General features: G+C 65.5%; 16 protein-coding genes. 7 read left to right on the plus strand and 9 right to left on the minus strand.

What is annotated here, in order from left to right; all coding sequences use genetic code 11:
• Nucleotides 1-2 precede the first annotated feature (2 nt).
• On the plus strand, nucleotides 3-881 hold the full coding sequence (gene nadC, locus N2603_RS33790) for a carboxylating nicotinate-nucleotide diphosphorylase (protein WP_260385532.1): 879 nt from the start codon (nucleotides 3-5) through the stop codon (nucleotides 879-881).
• Nucleotides 882-1,059: 178 nt separating this feature from the next.
• Here the strand turns inward: nadC and N2603_RS33795 are convergent, their stop codons facing one another.
• The 3 genes from N2603_RS33795 to N2603_RS33805 all read right to left on the minus strand — a co-directional run bounded on the left by N2603_RS33795 (nucleotide 1,060) and on the right by N2603_RS33805 (nucleotide 6,146).
• Nucleotides 1,060-2,526: a cell wall hydrolase gene (locus N2603_RS33795; protein ID WP_260385533.1), complete on the minus strand. Its 1,467-nt coding sequence runs from the start codon at nucleotides 2,524-2,526 to the stop codon at nucleotides 1,060-1,062.
• 440 nt (nucleotides 2,527-2,966) lie between these two features.
• Nucleotides 2,967-5,894 (minus strand): pyruvate, phosphate dikinase, encoded by a 2,928-nt coding sequence (gene ppdK, locus N2603_RS33800; RefSeq protein ID WP_260385534.1) that lies wholly within the window; start codon nucleotides 5,892-5,894, stop codon nucleotides 2,967-2,969.
• A 96-nt stretch (nucleotides 5,895-5,990) separates the two neighbouring features.
• The gene (locus N2603_RS33805; protein WP_018648785.1) at nucleotides 5,991-6,146 is read right to left on the minus strand and encodes a DUF3096 domain-containing protein; all 156 of its coding nucleotides are present in this window, start codon (nucleotides 6,144-6,146) and stop codon (nucleotides 5,991-5,993) included.
• A 222-nt stretch (nucleotides 6,147-6,368) separates the two neighbouring features.
• On the opposite strand from N2603_RS33805, the gene N2603_RS33810 reads away from it, so the two are divergent.
• Nucleotides 6,369-6,719, plus strand: coding sequence for a DUF1236 domain-containing protein (locus N2603_RS33810; protein WP_018648786.1), 351 nt, complete (start codon nucleotides 6,369-6,371; stop codon nucleotides 6,717-6,719).
• A gap of 294 nt (nucleotides 6,720-7,013) precedes the next feature.
• Here N2603_RS33810 and glyS read toward each other — a convergent pair whose 3' ends face one another.
• From glyS to N2603_RS33840, 6 genes are all read right to left on the minus strand, one after another.
• Nucleotides 7,014-9,113: a glycine--tRNA ligase subunit beta gene (gene glyS / locus N2603_RS33815; RefSeq protein WP_260385535.1), complete on the minus strand. Its 2,100-nt coding sequence runs from the start codon at nucleotides 9,111-9,113 to the stop codon at nucleotides 7,014-7,016.
• Nucleotides 9,113-10,048 carry a glycine--tRNA ligase subunit alpha gene (locus N2603_RS33820; protein ID WP_260385536.1) on the minus strand — a complete coding sequence of 312 codons (936 nt, stop codon included), beginning with the start codon at nucleotides 10,046-10,048 and terminating at the stop codon, nucleotides 9,113-9,115. The genes glyS and N2603_RS33820 overlap by 1 nt, the downstream gene beginning before the upstream one ends.
• A gap of 224 nt (nucleotides 10,049-10,272) precedes the next feature.
• Entirely contained in the window at nucleotides 10,273-10,464 is a 192-nt protein-coding gene (locus N2603_RS33825; RefSeq protein WP_018648788.1) for a hypothetical protein, read from the minus strand.
• Between the two features lie 104 nt (nucleotides 10,465-10,568).
• On the minus strand, nucleotides 10,569-11,477 hold the full coding sequence (locus N2603_RS33830) for a S49 family peptidase (protein WP_018648789.1): 909 nt from the start codon (nucleotides 11,475-11,477) through the stop codon (nucleotides 10,569-10,571).
• Nucleotides 11,478-11,692: 215 nt separating this feature from the next.
• Nucleotides 11,693-12,460, minus strand: a complete 768-nt coding sequence (locus N2603_RS33835) for a tRNA1(Val) (adenine(37)-N6)-methyltransferase (protein WP_260385537.1) — start codon at nucleotides 12,458-12,460, stop codon at nucleotides 11,693-11,695.
• The gene (locus N2603_RS33840) at nucleotides 12,453-12,680 is read right to left on the minus strand and encodes a putative signal transducing protein (RefSeq protein ID WP_018648792.1); all 228 of its coding nucleotides are present in this window, start codon (nucleotides 12,678-12,680) and stop codon (nucleotides 12,453-12,455) included. Before N2603_RS33840 ends, N2603_RS33835 begins: the two co-directional genes overlap by 8 nt.
• 133 nt (nucleotides 12,681-12,813) lie before the next feature.
• Between N2603_RS33840 and N2603_RS33845 the strand changes: the two genes are divergently transcribed.
• The 5 genes from N2603_RS33845 (at nucleotide 12,814) to N2603_RS33865 (ending at nucleotide 17,561) form a co-directional block, all read left to right on the plus strand.
• On the plus strand, nucleotides 12,814-13,821 hold the full coding sequence (locus tag N2603_RS33845; protein WP_026202916.1) for a polyprenyl synthetase family protein: 1,008 nt from the start codon (nucleotides 12,814-12,816) through the stop codon (nucleotides 13,819-13,821).
• Between the two features lie 415 nt (nucleotides 13,822-14,236).
• Entirely contained in the window at nucleotides 14,237-14,752 is a 516-nt protein-coding gene (locus N2603_RS33850; protein WP_260385538.1) for a winged helix-turn-helix transcriptional regulator, read from the plus strand.
• A gap of 1 nt (nucleotide 14,753) precedes the next feature.
• Nucleotides 14,754-16,016: a beta-ketoacyl-ACP synthase II gene (fabF, locus tag N2603_RS33855; protein WP_260385539.1), complete on the plus strand. Its 1,263-nt coding sequence runs from the start codon at nucleotides 14,754-14,756 to the stop codon at nucleotides 16,014-16,016.
• 44 nt (nucleotides 16,017-16,060) lie between these two features.
• Nucleotides 16,061-16,693, plus strand: coding sequence for a LysE family translocator (locus N2603_RS33860; RefSeq protein ID WP_260385540.1), 633 nt, complete (start codon nucleotides 16,061-16,063; stop codon nucleotides 16,691-16,693).
• Nucleotides 16,686-17,561, plus strand: coding sequence for an alpha/beta fold hydrolase (locus tag N2603_RS33865; RefSeq protein WP_260385541.1), 876 nt, complete (start codon nucleotides 16,686-16,688; stop codon nucleotides 17,559-17,561). Before N2603_RS33860 ends, N2603_RS33865 begins: the two co-directional genes overlap by 8 nt.
• Nucleotides 17,562-17,612 lie beyond the last annotated feature (51 nt).

A 17,612-nucleotide genomic window follows, 5' to 3' on the forward strand; every position in this document is an offset into this window, starting at 1 on the left:
CAATGATCACCCCGACCTCGCTGCTCTATCCCGATGCCTTCCTCTCGCCGCTCGCCATCGATGAGGCCGTCAACGGCGCCCTCGACGAAGACCTCGGCCGTGCCGGCGACATCACCTCGCTGGCGACGATTCCCGAAGCGACAGGAGCGCAGGCCATCCTGGTCGCGCGCCAGTCCGGCGTGATCGCTGGCCTGCCGCTGGCGCTGGCAACGCTGCAAAAGCTCTCGACCGACATCGAGGTGCGCGCGCATGTCCGCGACGCCGCGCGCGTCGCCCGCGGGCAGCAGGTGCTGACCATCACGGGTCCCGCACGCGCCATTCTCACCGCGGAGCGCACCGCGCTGAACTTCGTCGGCCGCCTGTCAGGCATAGCCACGCTCACGGCGGACTACGTCGCGCGCACCGAAGGCACCAGGATGCGTATCTGTTGCACACGAAAAACCACGCCGGGATTGCGCGCGCTGGAGAAATACGCAGTGCGCTGCGGCGGCGGCTTCAACCATCGCTTCGGCCTCGACGATGCGATCCTGATCAAGGACAATCACATCGCAGTCGCCGGCGGCATCCGTGCCGTACTGGAGCGGGCCCGCGCCCATGCCGGCCATCTCGTCAAGATCGAGATCGAGGTGGATACGCTGAACCAGCTGCGCGAGGTGCTCGACACCGGATTGGCTGATGCCGTGCTGCTCGACAATATGGACCTTGCGACGCTGCGCGAGGCCGTGGGGATCAACGAGGGCCGCCTCAAGCTGGAGGCGTCGGGCGGCGTCACGCTGGACTCGATTGCGGCCATCGCTGCGACCGGCGTCGACTATGCGTCCTCCGGCGCCCTGACGCATTCGGCGCCGAACTTCGACTGCGCGCTGGATATCGAGATGTGAGACGGTCTACCCCCTTCTCCCCGTTCTTACGGGGCCGCGACGAGCTTCGCTCGCGCTGAGAGGGTTGGGGTGAGGGGCCTCTCTCCGCACATGCGACTGTCGAGAGACCTGTACCCCCTCACCCGGATCGCTAAAGCGATCCGACCTCTCCCCGCAAGCGGGGAGAGGTGAAGGACAACTACCGCCGTTCCGTGTTGCCCATCTCGGCGGAGCTCTTGGCTTCCTGCGCGAGTTCAGCCGCGAGTGCTGCCGTCTGCGCCGGTGTTCCCCAGCTGGGTTCCTCGCTGCCGTCGCCCCAGTTGCGCGGCCGATAGAAGGTGTGCACGCCGGTCTTGTACATCTTCTTCATCTCGGCGACCCAGGACGGGCGCACCCAATAAGCGTGGTAGTGCGTCGACTTGCCGACCTCGGGCAGCCAGATCTGGCCATCGAGCATCGCCTTCGAGATCTTCTTCGCACGCTCCCACATCTCGGGCTCGCGGATCACATCGGGATTGTTGTCGCAGGCGAAGGTGAACTGGCAGGCGAAATGGCGGTGCTTGTTCTGATAGACCGCGCCGCACACGGTGTCGGGATATTTACCCGAGAATACGCGGTTCATCACCACCTGCGCCACCGCGATCTGGCCGCGCACGGCCTCGCCGCGGGATTCGAAATAGACGGCCTCGGCGAGGCACTTCTCCGACTTCGCGCGCGACTTGTCGTCGAGCGCGAGCCGCTCTGCCGGCGACTTGGCGCGCTGGTTGTCGGCGTTGACCTCGCCCTTCGGCGCGACACTCTCGCCGCTCTCGATGTCCTTGGCGATCTCCGCCGTCGGCGGGCTCAGCGAGGCCATGACCTTCATGTCGGGGTCGGGCATCACAATCAGCGGCTCGGCGCCGGGCTGCCAGCTCTCGATGCTGTCGAGATTGCCGCCGAGCGAGGAACTGCCGAAGAACAGGTTCGAGGTCTTGACGCTGAACGGATCGCGCACGGGTGTCGTCGGCGCAGTCGCTCGCTTCAGCGCCTCCAGCGGCTGCACCGCGAACGAGCGTGCAACGTCGCTGGCCTGCGGAGGATTGGCATATTGCGGCAATGGCGGCGCGCGCATCGCTTCTGCAAGCTCCGGGTCGAGCGCGGCGGCGGACTCAGGTGACATTGCTTGCGACATCGCTTGCGGCAATGCAGCGGTCTTGGCGCCGAACACCGAGCTGTTCGACGTCGCGGGATCTTCCAGCGCGGGCGTCGCGGCGGGCGGCGCGATCTCCGGAGCCTGCGCGGGTGTAGCGGTTGCAAGGCGATCACCCTTCAGCGAGCGATCGACCTTGGGAAAATCTGCGGCCTGATAGCGCGGCGCCGCCTGGAGCGCGGGATTGCGGCTGATCGCACCGGTGACGTCGCGGCCGTCGATGCTTGCGAGGCGAACCATCGCGCTCTGCGGAACCGAAGTGCCGATGGGGCGGGAGAAACTGTAGGTGGCGAGCTGGATCGAGGACGCCGCGGAGAACACCTGCTTCTGCCAACGCTCGGCGACGCCGGGCTGACGCGCCAGCAGAGAGGCAATGTCCTGATAGCCGGTCTCTCTCGGCATCAATGCGAAGATGCAGAGACCGATGCCGAAGGACGCGAACCGCGCGCCCTTCGGATGCTTACGCAACACTGACATCGATACGCTCACGCTACGCTTACGCTCGTCTGATCGAACTCAGTACATCCGTGCAATTCGATCTTTATCGTAAGTATCCAATTTAGGTTGCCGGGGCGTTAATCGGCGTTGCGCACGCGGCACACTCAAGCGATTGCAGGTGTTTTCACGGGGCGATGCTGCGCATTGGTAAATGCGGCCTCACGTAAAGCAGTAAACATCTGGTCAACGCGAATGGTGAAGGAACTCTTGCTCGCGCGTATCATTACGGGACGCGTGATGGGTTCCTGGTGTGCAACACACTCGTCATTGCGAGCGCAGCGAAGCAATCCAGACTGCCACCGCGGTAAGATTCTGGATTGCTTCGCTGCGCTCGCAATGACGGCGTGAAGAGAGCGGTGCACAAATGAAAAGAGGCGGGGCTTGGCCCGCCTCTTTCAAACTCAATTCTGCGCTTCGCCTTACGCCTGACTGGCGACCGCCTTGCCGAGCGCGGCCTGCGCCGCCGCGAGGCGTGCGATCGGCACGCGGTACGGCGAGCAGGAGACATAGTCGAGGCCGATGTTGTGGCAGAAGGCGACGGAGGCAGGATCGCCGCCGTGCTCGCCGCAGATGCCGACCTTGAGCTTCGCACGCGTCTTGCGGCCGCGCGCGACGCCGATCTTGACCAGCTCGCCGACGCCCTCCTGGTCCAGCGCGACGAAGGGATCGACAGTAAGGATACCCTTCGTCACGTAGGGACCGAGGAAGCTCGCCGCGTCGTCGCGGCTGATGCCGTAGGTCGTCTGCGTGAGGTCGTTGGTGCCGAAGGAGAAGAACTCGGCGCTCTCCGCGATCTCTGCCGCAAGCAGGCAGGCGCGCGGCAGCTCGATCATGGTGCCGACCTGATAGCCGATCTTGGTGTTGGTCTCGCGCATCACCGCCTTCGCGGTGGAATCGATGCGCGCCTTGACGAGGTCGAGCTCCATCTTGGTCGCGATCAGCGGCACCATCACCTCGAGGCCGACGGCCTTGCCGGTACGTTTCTCGGCTTCGACCGCCGCCTCGAAGATCGCGCGTGCCTGCATCTCCGCGATCTCCGGATAGGCGATCGCGATGCGGCAGCCGCGGAAGCCGAGCATCGGATTGAACTCCGAGAGCTCGCGCGCACGGTCGGCGAGGCGCCGCGGATCGGTGTGCATGGCGCGCGCCACTTCCTCGACCTCGGCATGGGTGTGCGGCAAGAACTCGTGCAGCGGCGGGTCGAGCAGACGGATCGTGACGGGCAGGCCCTTCATGATCTCGAACAGCTCGACGAAGTCGGCGCGCTGCATCGGCAGCAGCTTTGCGAGCGCGGCACGGCGCGACTGCTCGTCCTCGGAGAGGATCATCTCGCGTACCGTGCGGATGCGGGTCTCCTCGAAGAACATGTGCTCGGTGCGGCAGAGACCGATGCCTTCGGCACCGAACTTGATCGCGGTGCGCGCGTCATCCGGCGTGTCACCGTTGACGCGGACGCCGATCTTGCGGACCTGGTCGGCCCAGTTCATCAGCGTGCCGAACTCGCCGGAGAGCTCCGGCTCGATCATCGGCATGCGGCCGGCGAGCACCTGGCCGAGCGAGCCGTCGATGGTGATGACGTCGCCGGTCTTGAAGGTGCGCGAGCCGATGCTCATGGTGCCGCGGCCGTAATCGACGCGGATGGTGCCGCAGCCGGAGACGCAGGGCTTGCCCATGCCGCGGGCGACGACCGCCGCGTGCGAGGTCATGCCGCCGCGGGTGGTCAGAATGCCTTCGGCGGCATGCATGCCGTGGATGTCTTCCGGGCTGGTCTCGATGCGGACCAGGATGACCTTGCGTCCATCGCCCTGAAGCTTGGCGGCTTCATCCGAGGAGAACACGATCTCGCCGGAGGCCGCACCCGGGGATGCCGGCAGGCCCGTGGCGATCACGTCACGCTTGGCGTTGGGATCGATGGTCGGATGCAGCAGCTGATCGAGCGAGGCCGGATCGATCCGCGTCACCGCTTCCTTCTTCGAGATCAGGCCCTCATTGGCGAGCTCGACCGCGATGCGCAGCGCCGCCTTGGCGGTGCGCTTGCCGCCGCGGGTCTGGAGCATCCAGAGCTTGCCCTGCTCGACCGTGAACTCCATGTCCTGCATGTCGCGGTAGTGCTTCTCGAGCAGCGTGTAGATCCGCGTCAGCTCCTTGAAGGCTTCCGGCATCGCCGATTCCATCGACGCCTTGTCGGAGCCCGACTCTTTCCGCGCCTCCTCGGTGATGTCCTGCGGCGTGCGGATGCCCGCCACCACGTCCTCGCCTTGCGCGTTGATCAGGAATTCGCCGTAGAGCTTGCTCTCGCCGGTCGAGGGGTTGCGGGTGAAGGCAACGCCGGTCGCCGAGGTCTCGCCCATGTTGCCGAACACCATGGCCTGCACGTTGACCGCGGTGCCCCAGGATTCCGGGATGTCGTGCAGCTTGCGGTAGGTCACCGCGCGCGCGTTCATCCAGGATGAGAACACCGCACCGATCGCGCCCCAGAGCTGGTCGTGCGGATCTTGCGGGAAGTCCTTGCCGGTCTCGCGCGCGACCGCGTCCTTGTACTTGCCGACCAGTTCGACCCAGTCGTCGGCGGACAGGTCGGTGTCGAGCGTGTAGCCCTGGCTGTCCTTGAAGGTGTCGAGGATTTCCTCGAAGTGATGATGCTCGAAACCGAGCACCACGTCGGAATACATAGTGATGAAACGGCGATAGCTGTCATAGGCGAAGCGGCGGTCGCCCGACAGCTCCGACAGCGCTTCCACGGTCTCGTCGTTCAGGCCGAGGTTGAGCACGGTATCCATCATGCCCGGCATCGAGGCGCGCGCGCCGGAGCGCACGGAGACCAGCAGCGGGTTCTTGGTGTCGCCGAACACCTTGCCGGTCAACTTGCCGACATGGTCGAGCGCCTTCTCAACCTGCGACTGCAATTCCTTCGGGTAGGACTTGTCGTGTGCGTAGAAGTAAGTGCAGACCGAGGTCGGGATGGTGAAGCCGGGAGGCACCGGCAGGCCGAGATTGGCCATCTCGGCGAGGTTGGCGCCCTTGCCGCCGAGCAGGTCGCGCATCTCCGTCCGGCCCTCGGCCTTGCCGTCGCCGAATGTGTAGACCCATTTGCCGGCCTTGGGGGCAGCTGGCGCCGCCTTGGCTGGTGCAGCCTTCTTCGGCGCGACCTTGGCGGCAACCTTCGGCGCAGCCGGCTTGGTTGCGGCCTTCGCGGCAGGCTTCGCCACGGGTTTGGCCACCGGCTTCGGGGCGCTCTTCAAGGCGCTCTTGGCAAGCGTCTTGCGGGCCGCCGGCGCGGCTTTCGCCTTGGCGGAGGACTTTGATTTCGCTGGTATTTTCTTAGGCTTCGAGGCGGCTTTGGCCATAGCTTGCACACAACCTGCGAGAGGAATGGGAAATCGCGGGCCTTACACCACTTTGGAGGGGCCCGCGCAAGTCGGACAGTTCCGGAAAATGAACCCCTAGAGGTGGAGCCACTTCAGGAGCCCGAGCCCGATCGCGCCGTTGACGATGAGAAAGATCGCGACGATCAGGTTGAGCAGCCGCGGCATGATCAGGATGAGCACGCCCGCAATCAACGACAGGATCGGCGAAATGTGGGCGACGGTGATGTGCATGAATTATCTTTCTGTGGAGGTGGCGCGAATCGCGGGCGGATCATAGCGGCCCCGGTTCCGCGAGTAGAGACGCACAAGGCGCGATGCGGGTTCCTCCTTTCGCGAAAACTGCCTGAAATTGCCGCGAATGCGGCGGGCGTTTTGCCGGAACATTGCCAAGACGCATGCATTGGCAACGAGTCGCGCCACTGGCGCTTTCCGAAACATGCGAAGGAGTTTTGCATGCAGAACAGGATTCTTGCCCTTGCAGCGCTCGCGGCCGCGATCGGCTCGCCCCTGGCGGCGCAGGCGCAAAGCGGCACGGTCGGACGCGCACCTGTCGTGGTCGAGAGCGGCCCGACGATTGCGGTCGAACAGCGACCGGCCTTCCGCGACTATGTGGTCGAGCAACGTGTGCCAGCCTTCCGTGTCCCGGATCGCGTGGTGGTCGGCGCCACCTTACCCGAAAGCGGCGTCACCTATTATGACGTGCCGCAACGTTTCGGCGCCACCACCTATCGCTACACCGTCGTGAACGGCGAAACCGTGCTGGTCGAGCCGCGCTCGCGCCGCATCGTCGAGGTGCTGGACTAGCTTGTTGTCCGGACGTGTTTTCGCACGCGAACTGGTATCAAAACGCCGCTGATCGACTAGATGTCCGGCGCGCCACTTCAATCAGGCTGGCGTGAGCAGTGTTAAATCGGACATCAGGCCCTGCCCGGTCTCCCCCCGCCGGGCGGGGCTTTTTTCTCTCGTGTCCCGGGCAAGCGAAGCGCGACCCGGGACCCAGAAGCTCCGAGCACGAGGCAATATGGGCCCCGGCTCTGCAGCGCACCGCTAAGAAGCGCTGCGCAGCGTCCGGGGAACGAGAGCCGCGATACCCGCGCCTCAATCCTGGATCTTCGAAAAATCCGCGACCGCACGCGTGGCGCTGCGGATTTCGTTCAGCAGCTTCAGGCGGTTCTCGCGCACCTTCGCATCGTCGTCGTTGACGCGGACCTTGTCGAAGAACGCATCGACCGGCGGACGCAGCTTCGCCATCGCACTCATCGCGGCGGCAAAGTCCTCCTTGGCGACGGCAGCACTCGCTTCCGCCTTGACCTCGCCGATCGCCTTGGCCAGCGCCTTCTCCTCAGCGAGGCTGTAGAGCGCAGCATCGGGCGCGCCGTCAAAGCTGCGCTTGTCCTTCTTCTCCTCGATCGAGAGGATGTTGCTGGCACGCTTGGTGCCGGCGAGCAGGTTCTTGCCGTCGTCGCTGTCGAGGAATTTGCCGAGCGCATCGACGCGGCGGACGATCATCAGGAGGTCGTCCTGGCCGCCAAGCGCGAACACGGCATCGACGAGATCGTGCCGCGCGCCCTGCTCGCGGAGCTGGACTTTCAGTCGATCGGCGAAGAAGGCAAGGAGATCGCTTGGAAGCTTCTGGGCGTCGGCAGGATTCACCGACAAGCCGGCGAGCGCGGACGCCGCCACCTTCATCAGCGACAGACGCAGTGCGTTCTCGGCGATCAGCCTGATCACACCCAGCGCGGCACGGCGCAGCGCATACGGGTCCTTCGATCCCGTCGGTTTCTCGTCGATCGCCCAGAAGCCAACAAGCGTGTCGATCTTGTCCGCGAGCGCCACCGCAACGCTGACCGGATCGGTCGGCACGCGATCGGCGGGTCCTTGCGGCTTGTAATGCTCCTCGCAGGCGGCGGCGACGGAATCATCCTCGCCCTGGGCCTTCGCGTAGTACCGGCCCATCAGGCCCTGCACCTCGGGGAATTCGCCGACGACTTCGGTCAGCAAATCCGCCTTCGCCAGATGCGCGGCCCGCGTCGCCTTTGCGACATCGGCGCCGACCAGCGGCGCGATCTCGGCGGCGAGCCGCTCGATGCGCTTGATGCGCGCGGCCTGCGTGCCGAGCTTCTCGTGGAACACGATCTGCTCGAACTTCGGCAGACGATCCTCGAGCTTCGTCTTCAGATCGGTCTCGTAGAAGAACTTCGCATCCGACAGGCGCGGACGGATCACGCGCTCGTTGCCCGATACGATGACCTTGCCGCCGTCGGTCGCCTCGATATTGGCGGTGAGCACGAACTTGTTGGTCAGCTTGCCGGTCTTGGAATCCCTGACCACAAAACACTTCTGGTTGTTGCGGATGGTGGCACGGATCACTTCTTCCGGGATCGCGAGATACTCTTCCTCGAACGATCCCATCATGACGATGGGCCATTCGACGAGGCCGGAGACCTCGTCGAGCAGCACCTGATCCTCGACGAGCTCAAAACCTTGCGCGAAGGTCAGTTCCTTGGCGTCGGCAAAGATGATGTCCTTGCGCGCCTGCGGATCGAGGATGACTTTTGCAGCCTTCAGCTTCGCTTCATAGTCCTCGAAGCGGCGCACGGAGATAGCTTCCGGCGCCATGAAGCGGTGGCCGTAGGTGGTCTGGCCGGTCTCGATGCCGTCCACCTCGAACTTCACGACATCGGGCTCTTCGGTCTCGAGCCCGAAGGTCGCGGTGATCGCGTGCAGCGGACGCACCCAGCTCAGCGAGCCGGGCTTGCCCGAGCGCGCGCCCCAGCGCATCGATTTCGGCCAGGGGAAGGTGCGGATGATGACCGGGAGGATTTCCGCGAGCACATCGATCGCGTCACGGCCGGGCTTCTCGATCAATCCGATGTAGAAATCACCCTTGGGGTCGCGCTGGATCTTGGCTTCGTCCAGCGACTTCAAGCCCGTCGCTTTCAGAAAGCCCTGCACGGCCGCATCGGGCGCGCCGACCTTCGGGCCGCGGCGCTCGGTCTTCAGGTCCGGCTGGCGCGCAGGGATTCCGTGCACGGTGAGCGCGAGGCGGCGCGGCGTCGCGAAGGATTTGGCGCCCTCGTAGACGAGGCCTTCGGCAACGAGCTTGTCGGTGACCATGCGGCGCAAATCGTCGGCCGCCTTGGCCTGCATGCGGGCGGGGATTTCTTCCGAGAACAGTTCAAGCAAAAGTTCGGGCATCAGGCCGCTCCGCCCGCTTCAGTATGGATCCAGGCCTCGCCGCAGGCCTTGGCCAGCTCGCGCACGCGAAGAATGTAGCTCTGCCGTTCGGTCACGGAGATCACGCCGCGCGCATCGAGCAGATTGAAGACGTGGCTCGCCTTGATGCACTGGTCATAGGCCGGCAGCGCCATCAGGTGCGCCTCGCGCTTGTCGTCCTTCCAGCCGGCGTCGAGGTACTTTCTGCACGCCGCTTCCGCCATCTTGAACTGCTCGAACAGCATCGCGGTGTCGGCGACTTCAAAGTTGTGCTTCGAATATTCCCGCTCGGCCTGCAGGAAGACATCGCCATAGGTGACCTTGGCGTCGCCCTCGCGACCGTTGAAGTTGAGGTCGTACACGCGGTCGACGCCCTGCACATACATCGCGAGGCGCTCGAGCCCGTAGGTGAGCTCGCCCGCAACCGGCGCGCATTCGAAACCGGCGACCTGCTGAAAATAGGTGAACTGGCTGACTTCCATGCCGTCGCACCAGCACTCCCAGCCGAGGCCCCAGGCTCCCAGCGTCGGGCTCTCCCAATCGTCCTCAACGAAGCGGATGTCGTGCACGGCGGAATCGATGCCGATCGCGGCGAGCGACTTCAGGTACAGCTCCTGAAGGTTCGGCGGCGACGGCTTCATGATCACCTGGAACTGGTAGTAGTGCTGCATCCGGTTCGGATTCTCGCCGTAGCGGCCGTCCTTGGGCCGGCGCGAGGGCTGCACATAGGCCGCGTTCCAGGGCTTGGGCCCGAGCGCGCGCAGCGTGGTCGCCGGATGGAAGGTGCCCGCGCCCATCTCCATGTCGTACGGCTGCAGGATCACGCAGCCCTGCTCGGCCCAGAACCGCTGGATCGCGAGGATGAAGCCCTGGAACGAGCGTTCCGGGCGCATATGGGCGGGCAATGAGGCGTCCATCGTCAGATCAGGCTCTCGCGGGGGGTTTTGAATCGCGCGGGACCGTATCGACGGCAGGGATGGGAATCAAGGCAAAGGGGGGTGGATTCGGGCCGATCTTGGACGGTGCGGTAGGGTGGGCAAAGGCGCTCTTGCGCCGTGCCCACCATCTTTCCGGGGACTTCCGATGCTGGTGGTGGGCACGCTTCGCTTTGCCCACCCTACGGCAGCGGTTTTTGGCGCGGCTAGCCCGGCCGGTAAGCTCCGGTCACGGGGTCGCGCTTCAACGTCTGGATTTCCCCCATGTGCGCGGCCTCGGCGACGCGTGACAGGCGCATCTCCTCCAGCTCCTGGTTGATCCGGACGGCGGTCTTGTAGGCCCAGCGGACCACGGCAAGCCCGCCCAGGACGCCCGCGAAAGCGACGAACGGCGGCATCTGTCGATCCTTGTCTAGTGCTCAGCCCCCACACGCATTGTCGCGCAGTCGGGGCTACGCCGCAATTGGCTCGCGCCGGACCAAATGGCGCGGGAGGACGCCGCCTAGAACCCGAATTTCGCCCAAATCGCCCGCGTCTCGACCGCCGAGATCAGATCGTCCGGCAAGCCGGCCATTGATTCCAGGGCCAAAAGCTGGCCTGCACCGGGCGATTTCCGCCCGAGAAGGCCGGACAAAAGTCCTGTCGGCTGCGCGATCACGGGGGTGAGAACCTTCTCGCCGTAGCGGGCACGAAGAGTTGAGCGGAGATCGCCGATGCCGTCGGCGAGGCCAAGCGCGATCGAGCTCTCGCCGGCCCAGTATTCACCCGTGAACAGGGTGTCGTCGGCGCCGTTCAGCCGCGCGCCGCGGCTCTCCTTCACCAGCGCAATGAAGATCTGGTGGATCTCGCGCTGGATCGCCTTCAGCTTGGCGACGTCGTCGGGGTTCTCAGGGAGGAACGGATCAAGCATCGCCTTGTGCGCGCCGGCGGTGTAGAGGCGCCGCTCGATGCCGAGCCGCCTGATCGCGTCCTGGAAGCCGAAGCTGCCGCCGACCACGCCGATCGAGCCGAGGATCGAGGACGGATCGCAGAAGATCTCGTCGCCCGCGCAGGCGATCATGTAACCGCCGGACGCCGCGACGTCCTCGACGAAGACAAGCACCGGCAGCTTCTTCTCGGCCGCGAGCTGCTTGATGCGCAAGAATATCTGGCGCGACTGCACCGGCGAGCCGCCGGGCGAGTTGATCACCAGCGCCACCGCCTTGGCATTCCGATACGAAAACGCCCGCTCCAGTATCCGCGCGACGCCCGCGAGCGTCATGCCCGGCCGCAGCGGCGTCACCGCACCGATCACACCCGACAGTCGCACCACCGGCACGACCGCCGTGCCGGGGCGAAAGCGCGCCGGCAGGTATTGCATGAGCTTGTCGGCCAGGCCGGAACTCCCACGATCGTTCAATTGTTCGGCCATGCCGTTACCTCTGTTTAACCATTTCTTATCACGCGAGTGTCATTGAAAGTGCCTGGAACGTGTTTTGCAGAATTCCCGTTGGGAAGCTGCAATAGGCAGCGGAGGAAACGCCATGAAGATCTATCTGCTGCTGCTGCTGATCGGTGTGCTTTTCACGGCGATTCGCTTTACGTCCCCGCAAGAACAGCAGACGGAATCGCTTCCGCAGTAAGCCGTCACGGCTCCGCCAGCGGCAACACCGCCCTCCCTTCCAGAATATCCCTCACCTCTTTTTTAGGCACGATTGACTCTTCGTTAAGCATGAGGCCCGGCAGCAATCGTGTCGGAGCCCGGCCGCCTTTGACCGCGCGCACCAGCACGCGGATCGCAGGCCTTCCCGCTTCGCCATGAACCGGCAGGACCACAAGGCTGCCGAAGCCGCGTGACAGCGCTGCCAAAACCTCGGCGATTCCATCTGCGCGCCAGATCAGAGTCAGCACGCCGTTCGATCGGAGGATACGCCGCGCTGCATGCACCCACGCATGCAGCGTCTCCCCGGTCGCGACATGCGCGGTGTGGCGCGACTGATCCGGCGATCCACGATGCCGCGCCGGATCGTTGAAGGGCGGATTCGCCAGCACCACGTCGACGCTGTCGGGCACCAGCCCATGTGCCGCGAACGCCTGCGCGTCGGCGGTGACGTCGAGCACGATCGCCTCGGCGGCGATCGCATTCGCCTCCGCATTGGCGCGTGCCAGCTCCGCCAGTTCCGGATCGATCTCGACCATGCTCAGTCTGATGCCTGCGACGCGGCGGGCGAGCGCGAGCCCCGCCGTGCCGATACCGGCGCCAAGATCGACCACGCGGCCCCCTGCCTGGGCCTGCGTCGCCGCCGCCAGCAGGATCGCGTCGTGTCCGGCGCGATGGCCGGACCGCTTCTGCTTCAGGAGCAACTGTCCACCGAGAAAGGCGTCCTCGGTGATATCTGCTGCGGCCTCAATCATCGCCGCGCAGTTCGTGGCTGAGGCCGGCGTCGGTCAGGATCTGCCGGGCCTCGAGGGCGTCGTCCTCATGGACCAGGATCCGCCGCGGCAGAATGCCGAGCGAGCCCTCGATGATGCTCATGTTCTGGTCCAGCACCAGATGATGGATATTGGCGCCGTCGAGCAGCGCGCCGATCGCCGACACCAGCACCATATCGTTGGTCCGAACCAGTTCACGCAAAACTGAGGTCTCCTGCCTGAAGGGGGCTAAAGCGGCAAATGTCAATGGTTCCGCAGGCCTTGCCGCATCCGCCGCCAGTTTCTATTGTATTTCCATCAGAATAGCCCCTCCGGGGCAAATATTGGAGACCGGCGTGGCCGTCATCGTACCTTTCGAAACTCCCGGCGCGTCGATCGAAGAGCTGGTTGCCCTTGTCGCCCCTGATATGGAGCGCGTCAACGCCACGATCCTGTCGCGGACCGGGTCGGACGTCACCATGATCCCGGAGGTGGCCAACCATCTGATCTCCTCCGGCGGCAAGCGCCTGCGTCCCATGCTGACGTTGGCCATGGCCAACCTCGCCGGTTACACTGGCGACGGCCACATCAAGTTAGCTGCCTCCGTCGAGTTCATGCACACCGCGACCCTGCTCCACGACGACGTCGTCGACGAGAGCGAGATGCGCCGCGGCAAGCTGTCGGCGCGCATGCTCTGGGGCAACGAGGCCAGCGTGCTGGTCGGCGACTTCCTGCTCGGCCAGGCCTTCCGCATGATGGTCGAGGTCGGCTCGCTGCGCGCGCTCGACATCCTCTCCGCGGCCGCCGCCACCATCGCCGAGGGCGAGGTGATGCAGCTTGCCGCCGCCAAGAACACTGCGACCACCGAGGACGAATATCTCGCCGTGATCCGCGGCAAGACCGCGGAACTGTTCGCCGCGGCCTGCGAGGTCGGACCTGTCATCGCCAACCGCCCGAAGGCGGAGCAGACCGCCTGCCGCTCGGTCGGCATGAATCTCGGCATCGCCTTCCAGCTCGTCGACGACGTGCTCGACTATGGCGGCAAGAGCGCAAAGCTCGGCAAGAACACCGGCGACGATTTCCGCGAAGGCAAGATCACCCTGCCCGTCGTGCTCGCCTTCCGCCGCGGCAACGACACCGAGCGCGCCTTCTGGATCCGGGCGCTCGAGCGCGGCGAGATCGGCGACAGCGATCTCGATCACGCCATCGGTCTGATGAACAAGCACCGCGCGCTCGAGGATACGCTGAGCCGCGCCCAGCATTACGGCGCCATGGCCGTCGACGCACTGGCCCTGTTCCCGTCCTCGCCGATGAAGAGCGCGCTGGAGCAGGTCGTGGCGTTCTGCCTGGCGCGGTCGCATTAGGCGAAGCGCTTCCATCGCTTCCGCACCACTATCAGCCCGTCATCCTGAGGCGCTCGCGTAGCGAGCCTCGAAGGATGTGCGGCCGGGATGCAGCCGGGCCGTCGCCCTTCGAGGCTCGACAAGCGCCGCTCTCGCGTCGCCGCGCGAGCGCCTCAGGGTGACGGTGATAGATAGGTACTCGCTGCTTCACCATCGTCGTTGCGAGCGCAGCGAAGCAATCCAGAATCCCTCCGCGGAAAGACGCTGGATTGCTTCGCTGCGCTCGCAATGACGGAGTCTGGCGCGAGGCCATCGTTCGCCAACTCGCACTTCATATCACAGATCCATTTCCCCATTTGGACCGCCTCGCCACCCGCCTTCGCACTTGCCCGCCTAGTAACTTGCATTTTGCAAGTAACTACCCTACCTTCCCGCCATGCAGCCCAAATCTCCTTCCATCCTCGAATGCCCGGTCGGCCGCGCCATGGAGACGGTCGGCGAGTGGTGGAGCATCCTCATCCTGCGGGATGCGTTCCAGGGCGCGACGAGGTTCGACGAGTTTTCGAAAAACCTCGGCATTGCACCGAACATCCTGTCGCGGCGGCTTGCCCATCTCACTGACAGCGGCATGTTCGTCCGCCGCCGCTATCAGGAGCGGCCACCGCGCTACGAATATGTGCTGACCGACAAGGCCCGGGATTTCTTCCCCGTGGTCGCGGCGCTGCTCGCCTGGGGCAACAAGCATCTCGCCCCCAAAGGCGAAGCCATCCTGCTGGCGAGCCGTGAAGATGTCCGCCCGCTCGATCCCGTCGTGGTCGATGCCACCGACATGCAGCCGATCACACTCGCCAATGCCGTGGTCATCGCAGGCCCGGGCGCCAGCCGCTTGATGCGCAAGCGGCTCGCTTCACTCAAGGCCATGAACCCGGCCATCGCCCCGGTGGGAGACTGACATGCGTCGTATCGTCGTGACGGGAATGGGCGCGGTGTCGCCGCTCGGCTGCGGTGTCGAACTGTCCTGGCGCCGGCTCCTCGCCGGCCAGAGCGGGCTGCGCGACCTGCCGGAATGGTCGCAGGCGCTGCCGGCGCGCATTGCCGGGCTGGTGCCCGACAAGGCCGATGATGCCGAAGCCGGCTTCGATCCGGCGCAGGCTGCCGCGCCAAAGGACCAGCGCAAGATGGACCGCTTCATCCTGTTCGCGCTGCTCGCCACCGCAGAAGCAGTCGCGCAGGCCAAATGGACGCCGCAGGATGCAGGCTCGCTGGAACGCACAGCGACGATCATCGCCTCCGGCGTCGGCGGCTTTCCGGCGATGGCGGAGGCGGTGCGCATCACCGAGCAGCGCGGCGCGCGCCGGCTCTCGCCATTCACGATCCCCTCGTTCCTCGCCAATCTCGCCGCCGGCCACGTCTCGATCAAGTACGGCTACAAGGGCGCGCTGGGCACACCGGTCACGGCCTGTGCCGCGGGCGTACAGGCGATCGGCGATGCCGCGCGCATGATCCGCGCGGGCGAAGCCGACGTCGCGATCTGCGGCGGCGCGGAGGCCTGCATCGACATCGTCAGCCTCGGCGGCTTTGCCGCGGCGCGCGCGCTGTCGAGCGGCTTCAACGACGAACCCGCACGCGCCTCGCGCCCGTTCGATCGCGACCGCGATGGCTTTGTCATGGGCGAAGGCGCCGGCATCCTGGTGATCGAGGATCTCGAGCATGCGCTTGCCCGCGGCGCGACGCCGATCGCGGAGGTCGTCGGCTACGGCACGACGGCGGACGCCTACCACATGACGTCGGGCCCGCCCGATGGCGACGGCGCCCGCCGCGCCATGGAGATCGCGCTCCGGCAGGCGAACCTCGTGCCTGCAGATCTGCAGCACCTGAACGCACATGCGACGTCGACGCCGGCCGGCGACGAGAGCGAGCTTGGCGCGATCGCCACGCTGTTCGGCCGCAACCGCGGCATCGCCGTGAGCGCGACGAAATCCGCGACCGGCCATCTGCTCGGCGCCGCCGGCGGCCTGGAAGCCATCTTCACCGTGCTCGCCTTGCGCGACCAGATTGCGCCGCCGACGCTCAATCTCGAAAACCCCGATGCGAACGCCGACGGCATCGACATCGTCTCGGGCCGCGCGCGGCCAATGCCGATGCAATACGCCATCTCCAACGGGTTCGGCTTCGGCGGGGTGAATGCCAGCGCGATCTTCCGCCGGATGGGCTGAACGAGAGGCCTTGCAATCGCGGCAGCCTGCGTTACGAAAACAGGATGAGCGAAACCAATTTCTGGCTGTTCCTCGCCGCAGCATTCCTCATTGCGGCAATTCCCGGCCCCGGCATTTTCTACGTCGCGGCACGAACCCTGTCCGAGGGCCGCGCGAGCGGCTTTGCCTCGACGGCGGGCACGGCGCTGGGCGGGATGGTCCATGTCGTGGCCGGCAGCCTCGGTATCTCCGCGATCATCCTCGCCAGCGCGGAACTGTTCACCGCGGTGAAGTTTGTTGGCGCGCTCTATCTGGTCTGGCTCGGCATCAAGACGTTTCGCAGCGCCGGCCGGACGATCTCGCTCGAGAGCGAAGCCCCCGGCGACAAGCGCGCATTTCGCGACGGCGTGCTGGTCGAGGCGCTGAACCCGAAGACCGCGGCATTCTTCCTCGCCTTCATTCCGCAATTCCTCGATACCGCGGGACCGAACCCGATGCTGCAATTCATCGTGCTGGGTGCGATCTCGGTGACGCTGAACACGCTCGCCGATATCGTCGTGGTGCTGATAGCCTCCGCGACGCGCACGCAGCTGATCGGAAGGCCGCGTCTGATGCGGCGCCTCACGCAGGGCTCCGGCGTCTTCATCGCGGGCCTCGGCCTCTCGCTCGCGCTGGCACGGCGGCCGGCAAATGGCTAGCGCCCCGCACGACCGCTTCTATGAATCTCACGGCCTGCGGCTGCACTACGCCGACTGGGGCAACGAGAGCGCTCCGCCCCTCATCCTGGTCCATGGCGGACGCGATCATTGCCGCAGCTGGGACGTCGTCGCGCGCTCGCTGCAACCGCATTATCACGTGATCGCGCCCGATCTGCGCGGCCACGGCGATTCCGACTGGACGCAGGGCGGCAGCTACGCGCTGACCGAATACGTCTACGATCTCGTCCAGCTGGTCCGCACCATCGCTGCGTCCCAGATCACCCTCATCGGTCACTCGATGGGCGGCATGGTGAGCCTGATCTTTTCCGGGTCTTTCCCGGAGCAGGTCGCGAAACTGGTGGTCCTCGACGGCGTGACCATGCTGCCGGACGCGCCCAAGCCGCCGGTGCACGAGCGCATCGGCAAATGGGTCGGCCAGCTCGACAAACTGCACGACCGCACGCCGCGCCGCTATGCGACCCTCGCGGACGCCGCCGCGCAGATGGTGTTGCACAACAGGCGGCTGTCCCGCGAGCTTGCGCTGCACCTCGCCACGCACGGCGCGCGGCAGAACGAGGACGGCACCTTTAGCTGGAAGTTCGATCCTTATCAGCGCGCCAGTGCACCGCACCGGCTGTGGCCGGACGATCACGTCGCATTGTGGTCGCGCATTGCCTGCCCGACGCTGCTGCTCAATGCAGGGGAGAGCTTCCTCGCGGGCGCCAGGGCCGCAGGCCTGGAGCGGTATTTCCCGCAGGCGCGTGTGGAGACCATCGCCGGGGCAGGACACTGGCTGCAGCACGACAAGCCGCAGGAGGTGCTGGGTGCGATCCGGCAGTTTTTGGGGATCGGCGAAGAAAGCCTCTAGCGCCGCTGCCGTAGGGTGGGCAAAGCGAAGCGTGCCCACGCTTCTGTCGCC

Source organism: Bradyrhizobium huanghuaihaiense (assembly GCF_025200885.1).
In the GTDB taxonomy this organism is placed as follows: Bacteria; Pseudomonadota; Alphaproteobacteria; order Rhizobiales; family Xanthobacteraceae; genus Bradyrhizobium; species Bradyrhizobium huanghuaihaiense.

What these genes read in the sequence shown, in the direction of transcription:
- nadC (WP_260385532.1), top strand. Translation starts at nt 3, where the DNA reads ATGATCACCCCGACCTCGCTGCTCTATCCCGATGCCTTCCTCTCGCCG.
- N2603_RS33795 (WP_260385533.1), bottom strand. Translation starts at nt 2,526, where the DNA reads ATGTCAGTGTTGCGTAAGCATCCGAAGGGCGCGCGGTTCGCGTCCTTC.
- ppdK (WP_260385534.1), bottom strand. Translation starts at nt 5,894, where the DNA reads ATGGCCAAAGCCGCCTCGAAGCCTAAGAAAATACCAGCGAAATCAAAG.
- N2603_RS33805 (WP_018648785.1), bottom strand. Translation starts at nt 6,146, where the DNA reads ATGCACATCACCGTCGCCCACATTTCGCCGATCCTGTCGTTGATTGCG.
- N2603_RS33810 (WP_018648786.1), top strand. Translation starts at nt 6,369, where the DNA reads ATGCAGAACAGGATTCTTGCCCTTGCAGCGCTCGCGGCCGCGATCGGC.
- glyS (WP_260385535.1), bottom strand. Translation starts at nt 9,113, where the DNA reads ATGCCCGAACTTTTGCTTGAACTGTTCTCGGAAGAAATCCCCGCCCGC.
- N2603_RS33820 (WP_260385536.1), bottom strand. Translation starts at nt 10,048, where the DNA reads ATGGACGCCTCATTGCCCGCCCATATGCGCCCGGAACGCTCGTTCCAG.
- N2603_RS33825 (WP_018648788.1), bottom strand. Translation starts at nt 10,464, where the DNA reads ATGCCGCCGTTCGTCGCTTTCGCGGGCGTCCTGGGCGGGCTTGCCGTG.
- N2603_RS33830 (WP_018648789.1), bottom strand. Translation starts at nt 11,477, where the DNA reads ATGGCCGAACAATTGAACGATCGTGGGAGTTCCGGCCTGGCCGACAAG.
- N2603_RS33835 (WP_260385537.1), bottom strand. Translation starts at nt 12,460, where the DNA reads ATGATTGAGGCCGCAGCAGATATCACCGAGGACGCCTTTCTCGGTGGA.
- N2603_RS33850 (WP_260385538.1), top strand. Translation starts at nt 14,237, where the DNA reads ATGCAGCCCAAATCTCCTTCCATCCTCGAATGCCCGGTCGGCCGCGCC.
- fabF (WP_260385539.1), top strand. Translation starts at nt 14,754, where the DNA reads ATGCGTCGTATCGTCGTGACGGGAATGGGCGCGGTGTCGCCGCTCGGC.
- N2603_RS33860 (WP_260385540.1), top strand. Translation starts at nt 16,061, where the DNA reads ATGAGCGAAACCAATTTCTGGCTGTTCCTCGCCGCAGCATTCCTCATT.
- N2603_RS33865 (WP_260385541.1), top strand. Translation starts at nt 16,686, where the DNA reads ATGGCTAGCGCCCCGCACGACCGCTTCTATGAATCTCACGGCCTGCGG.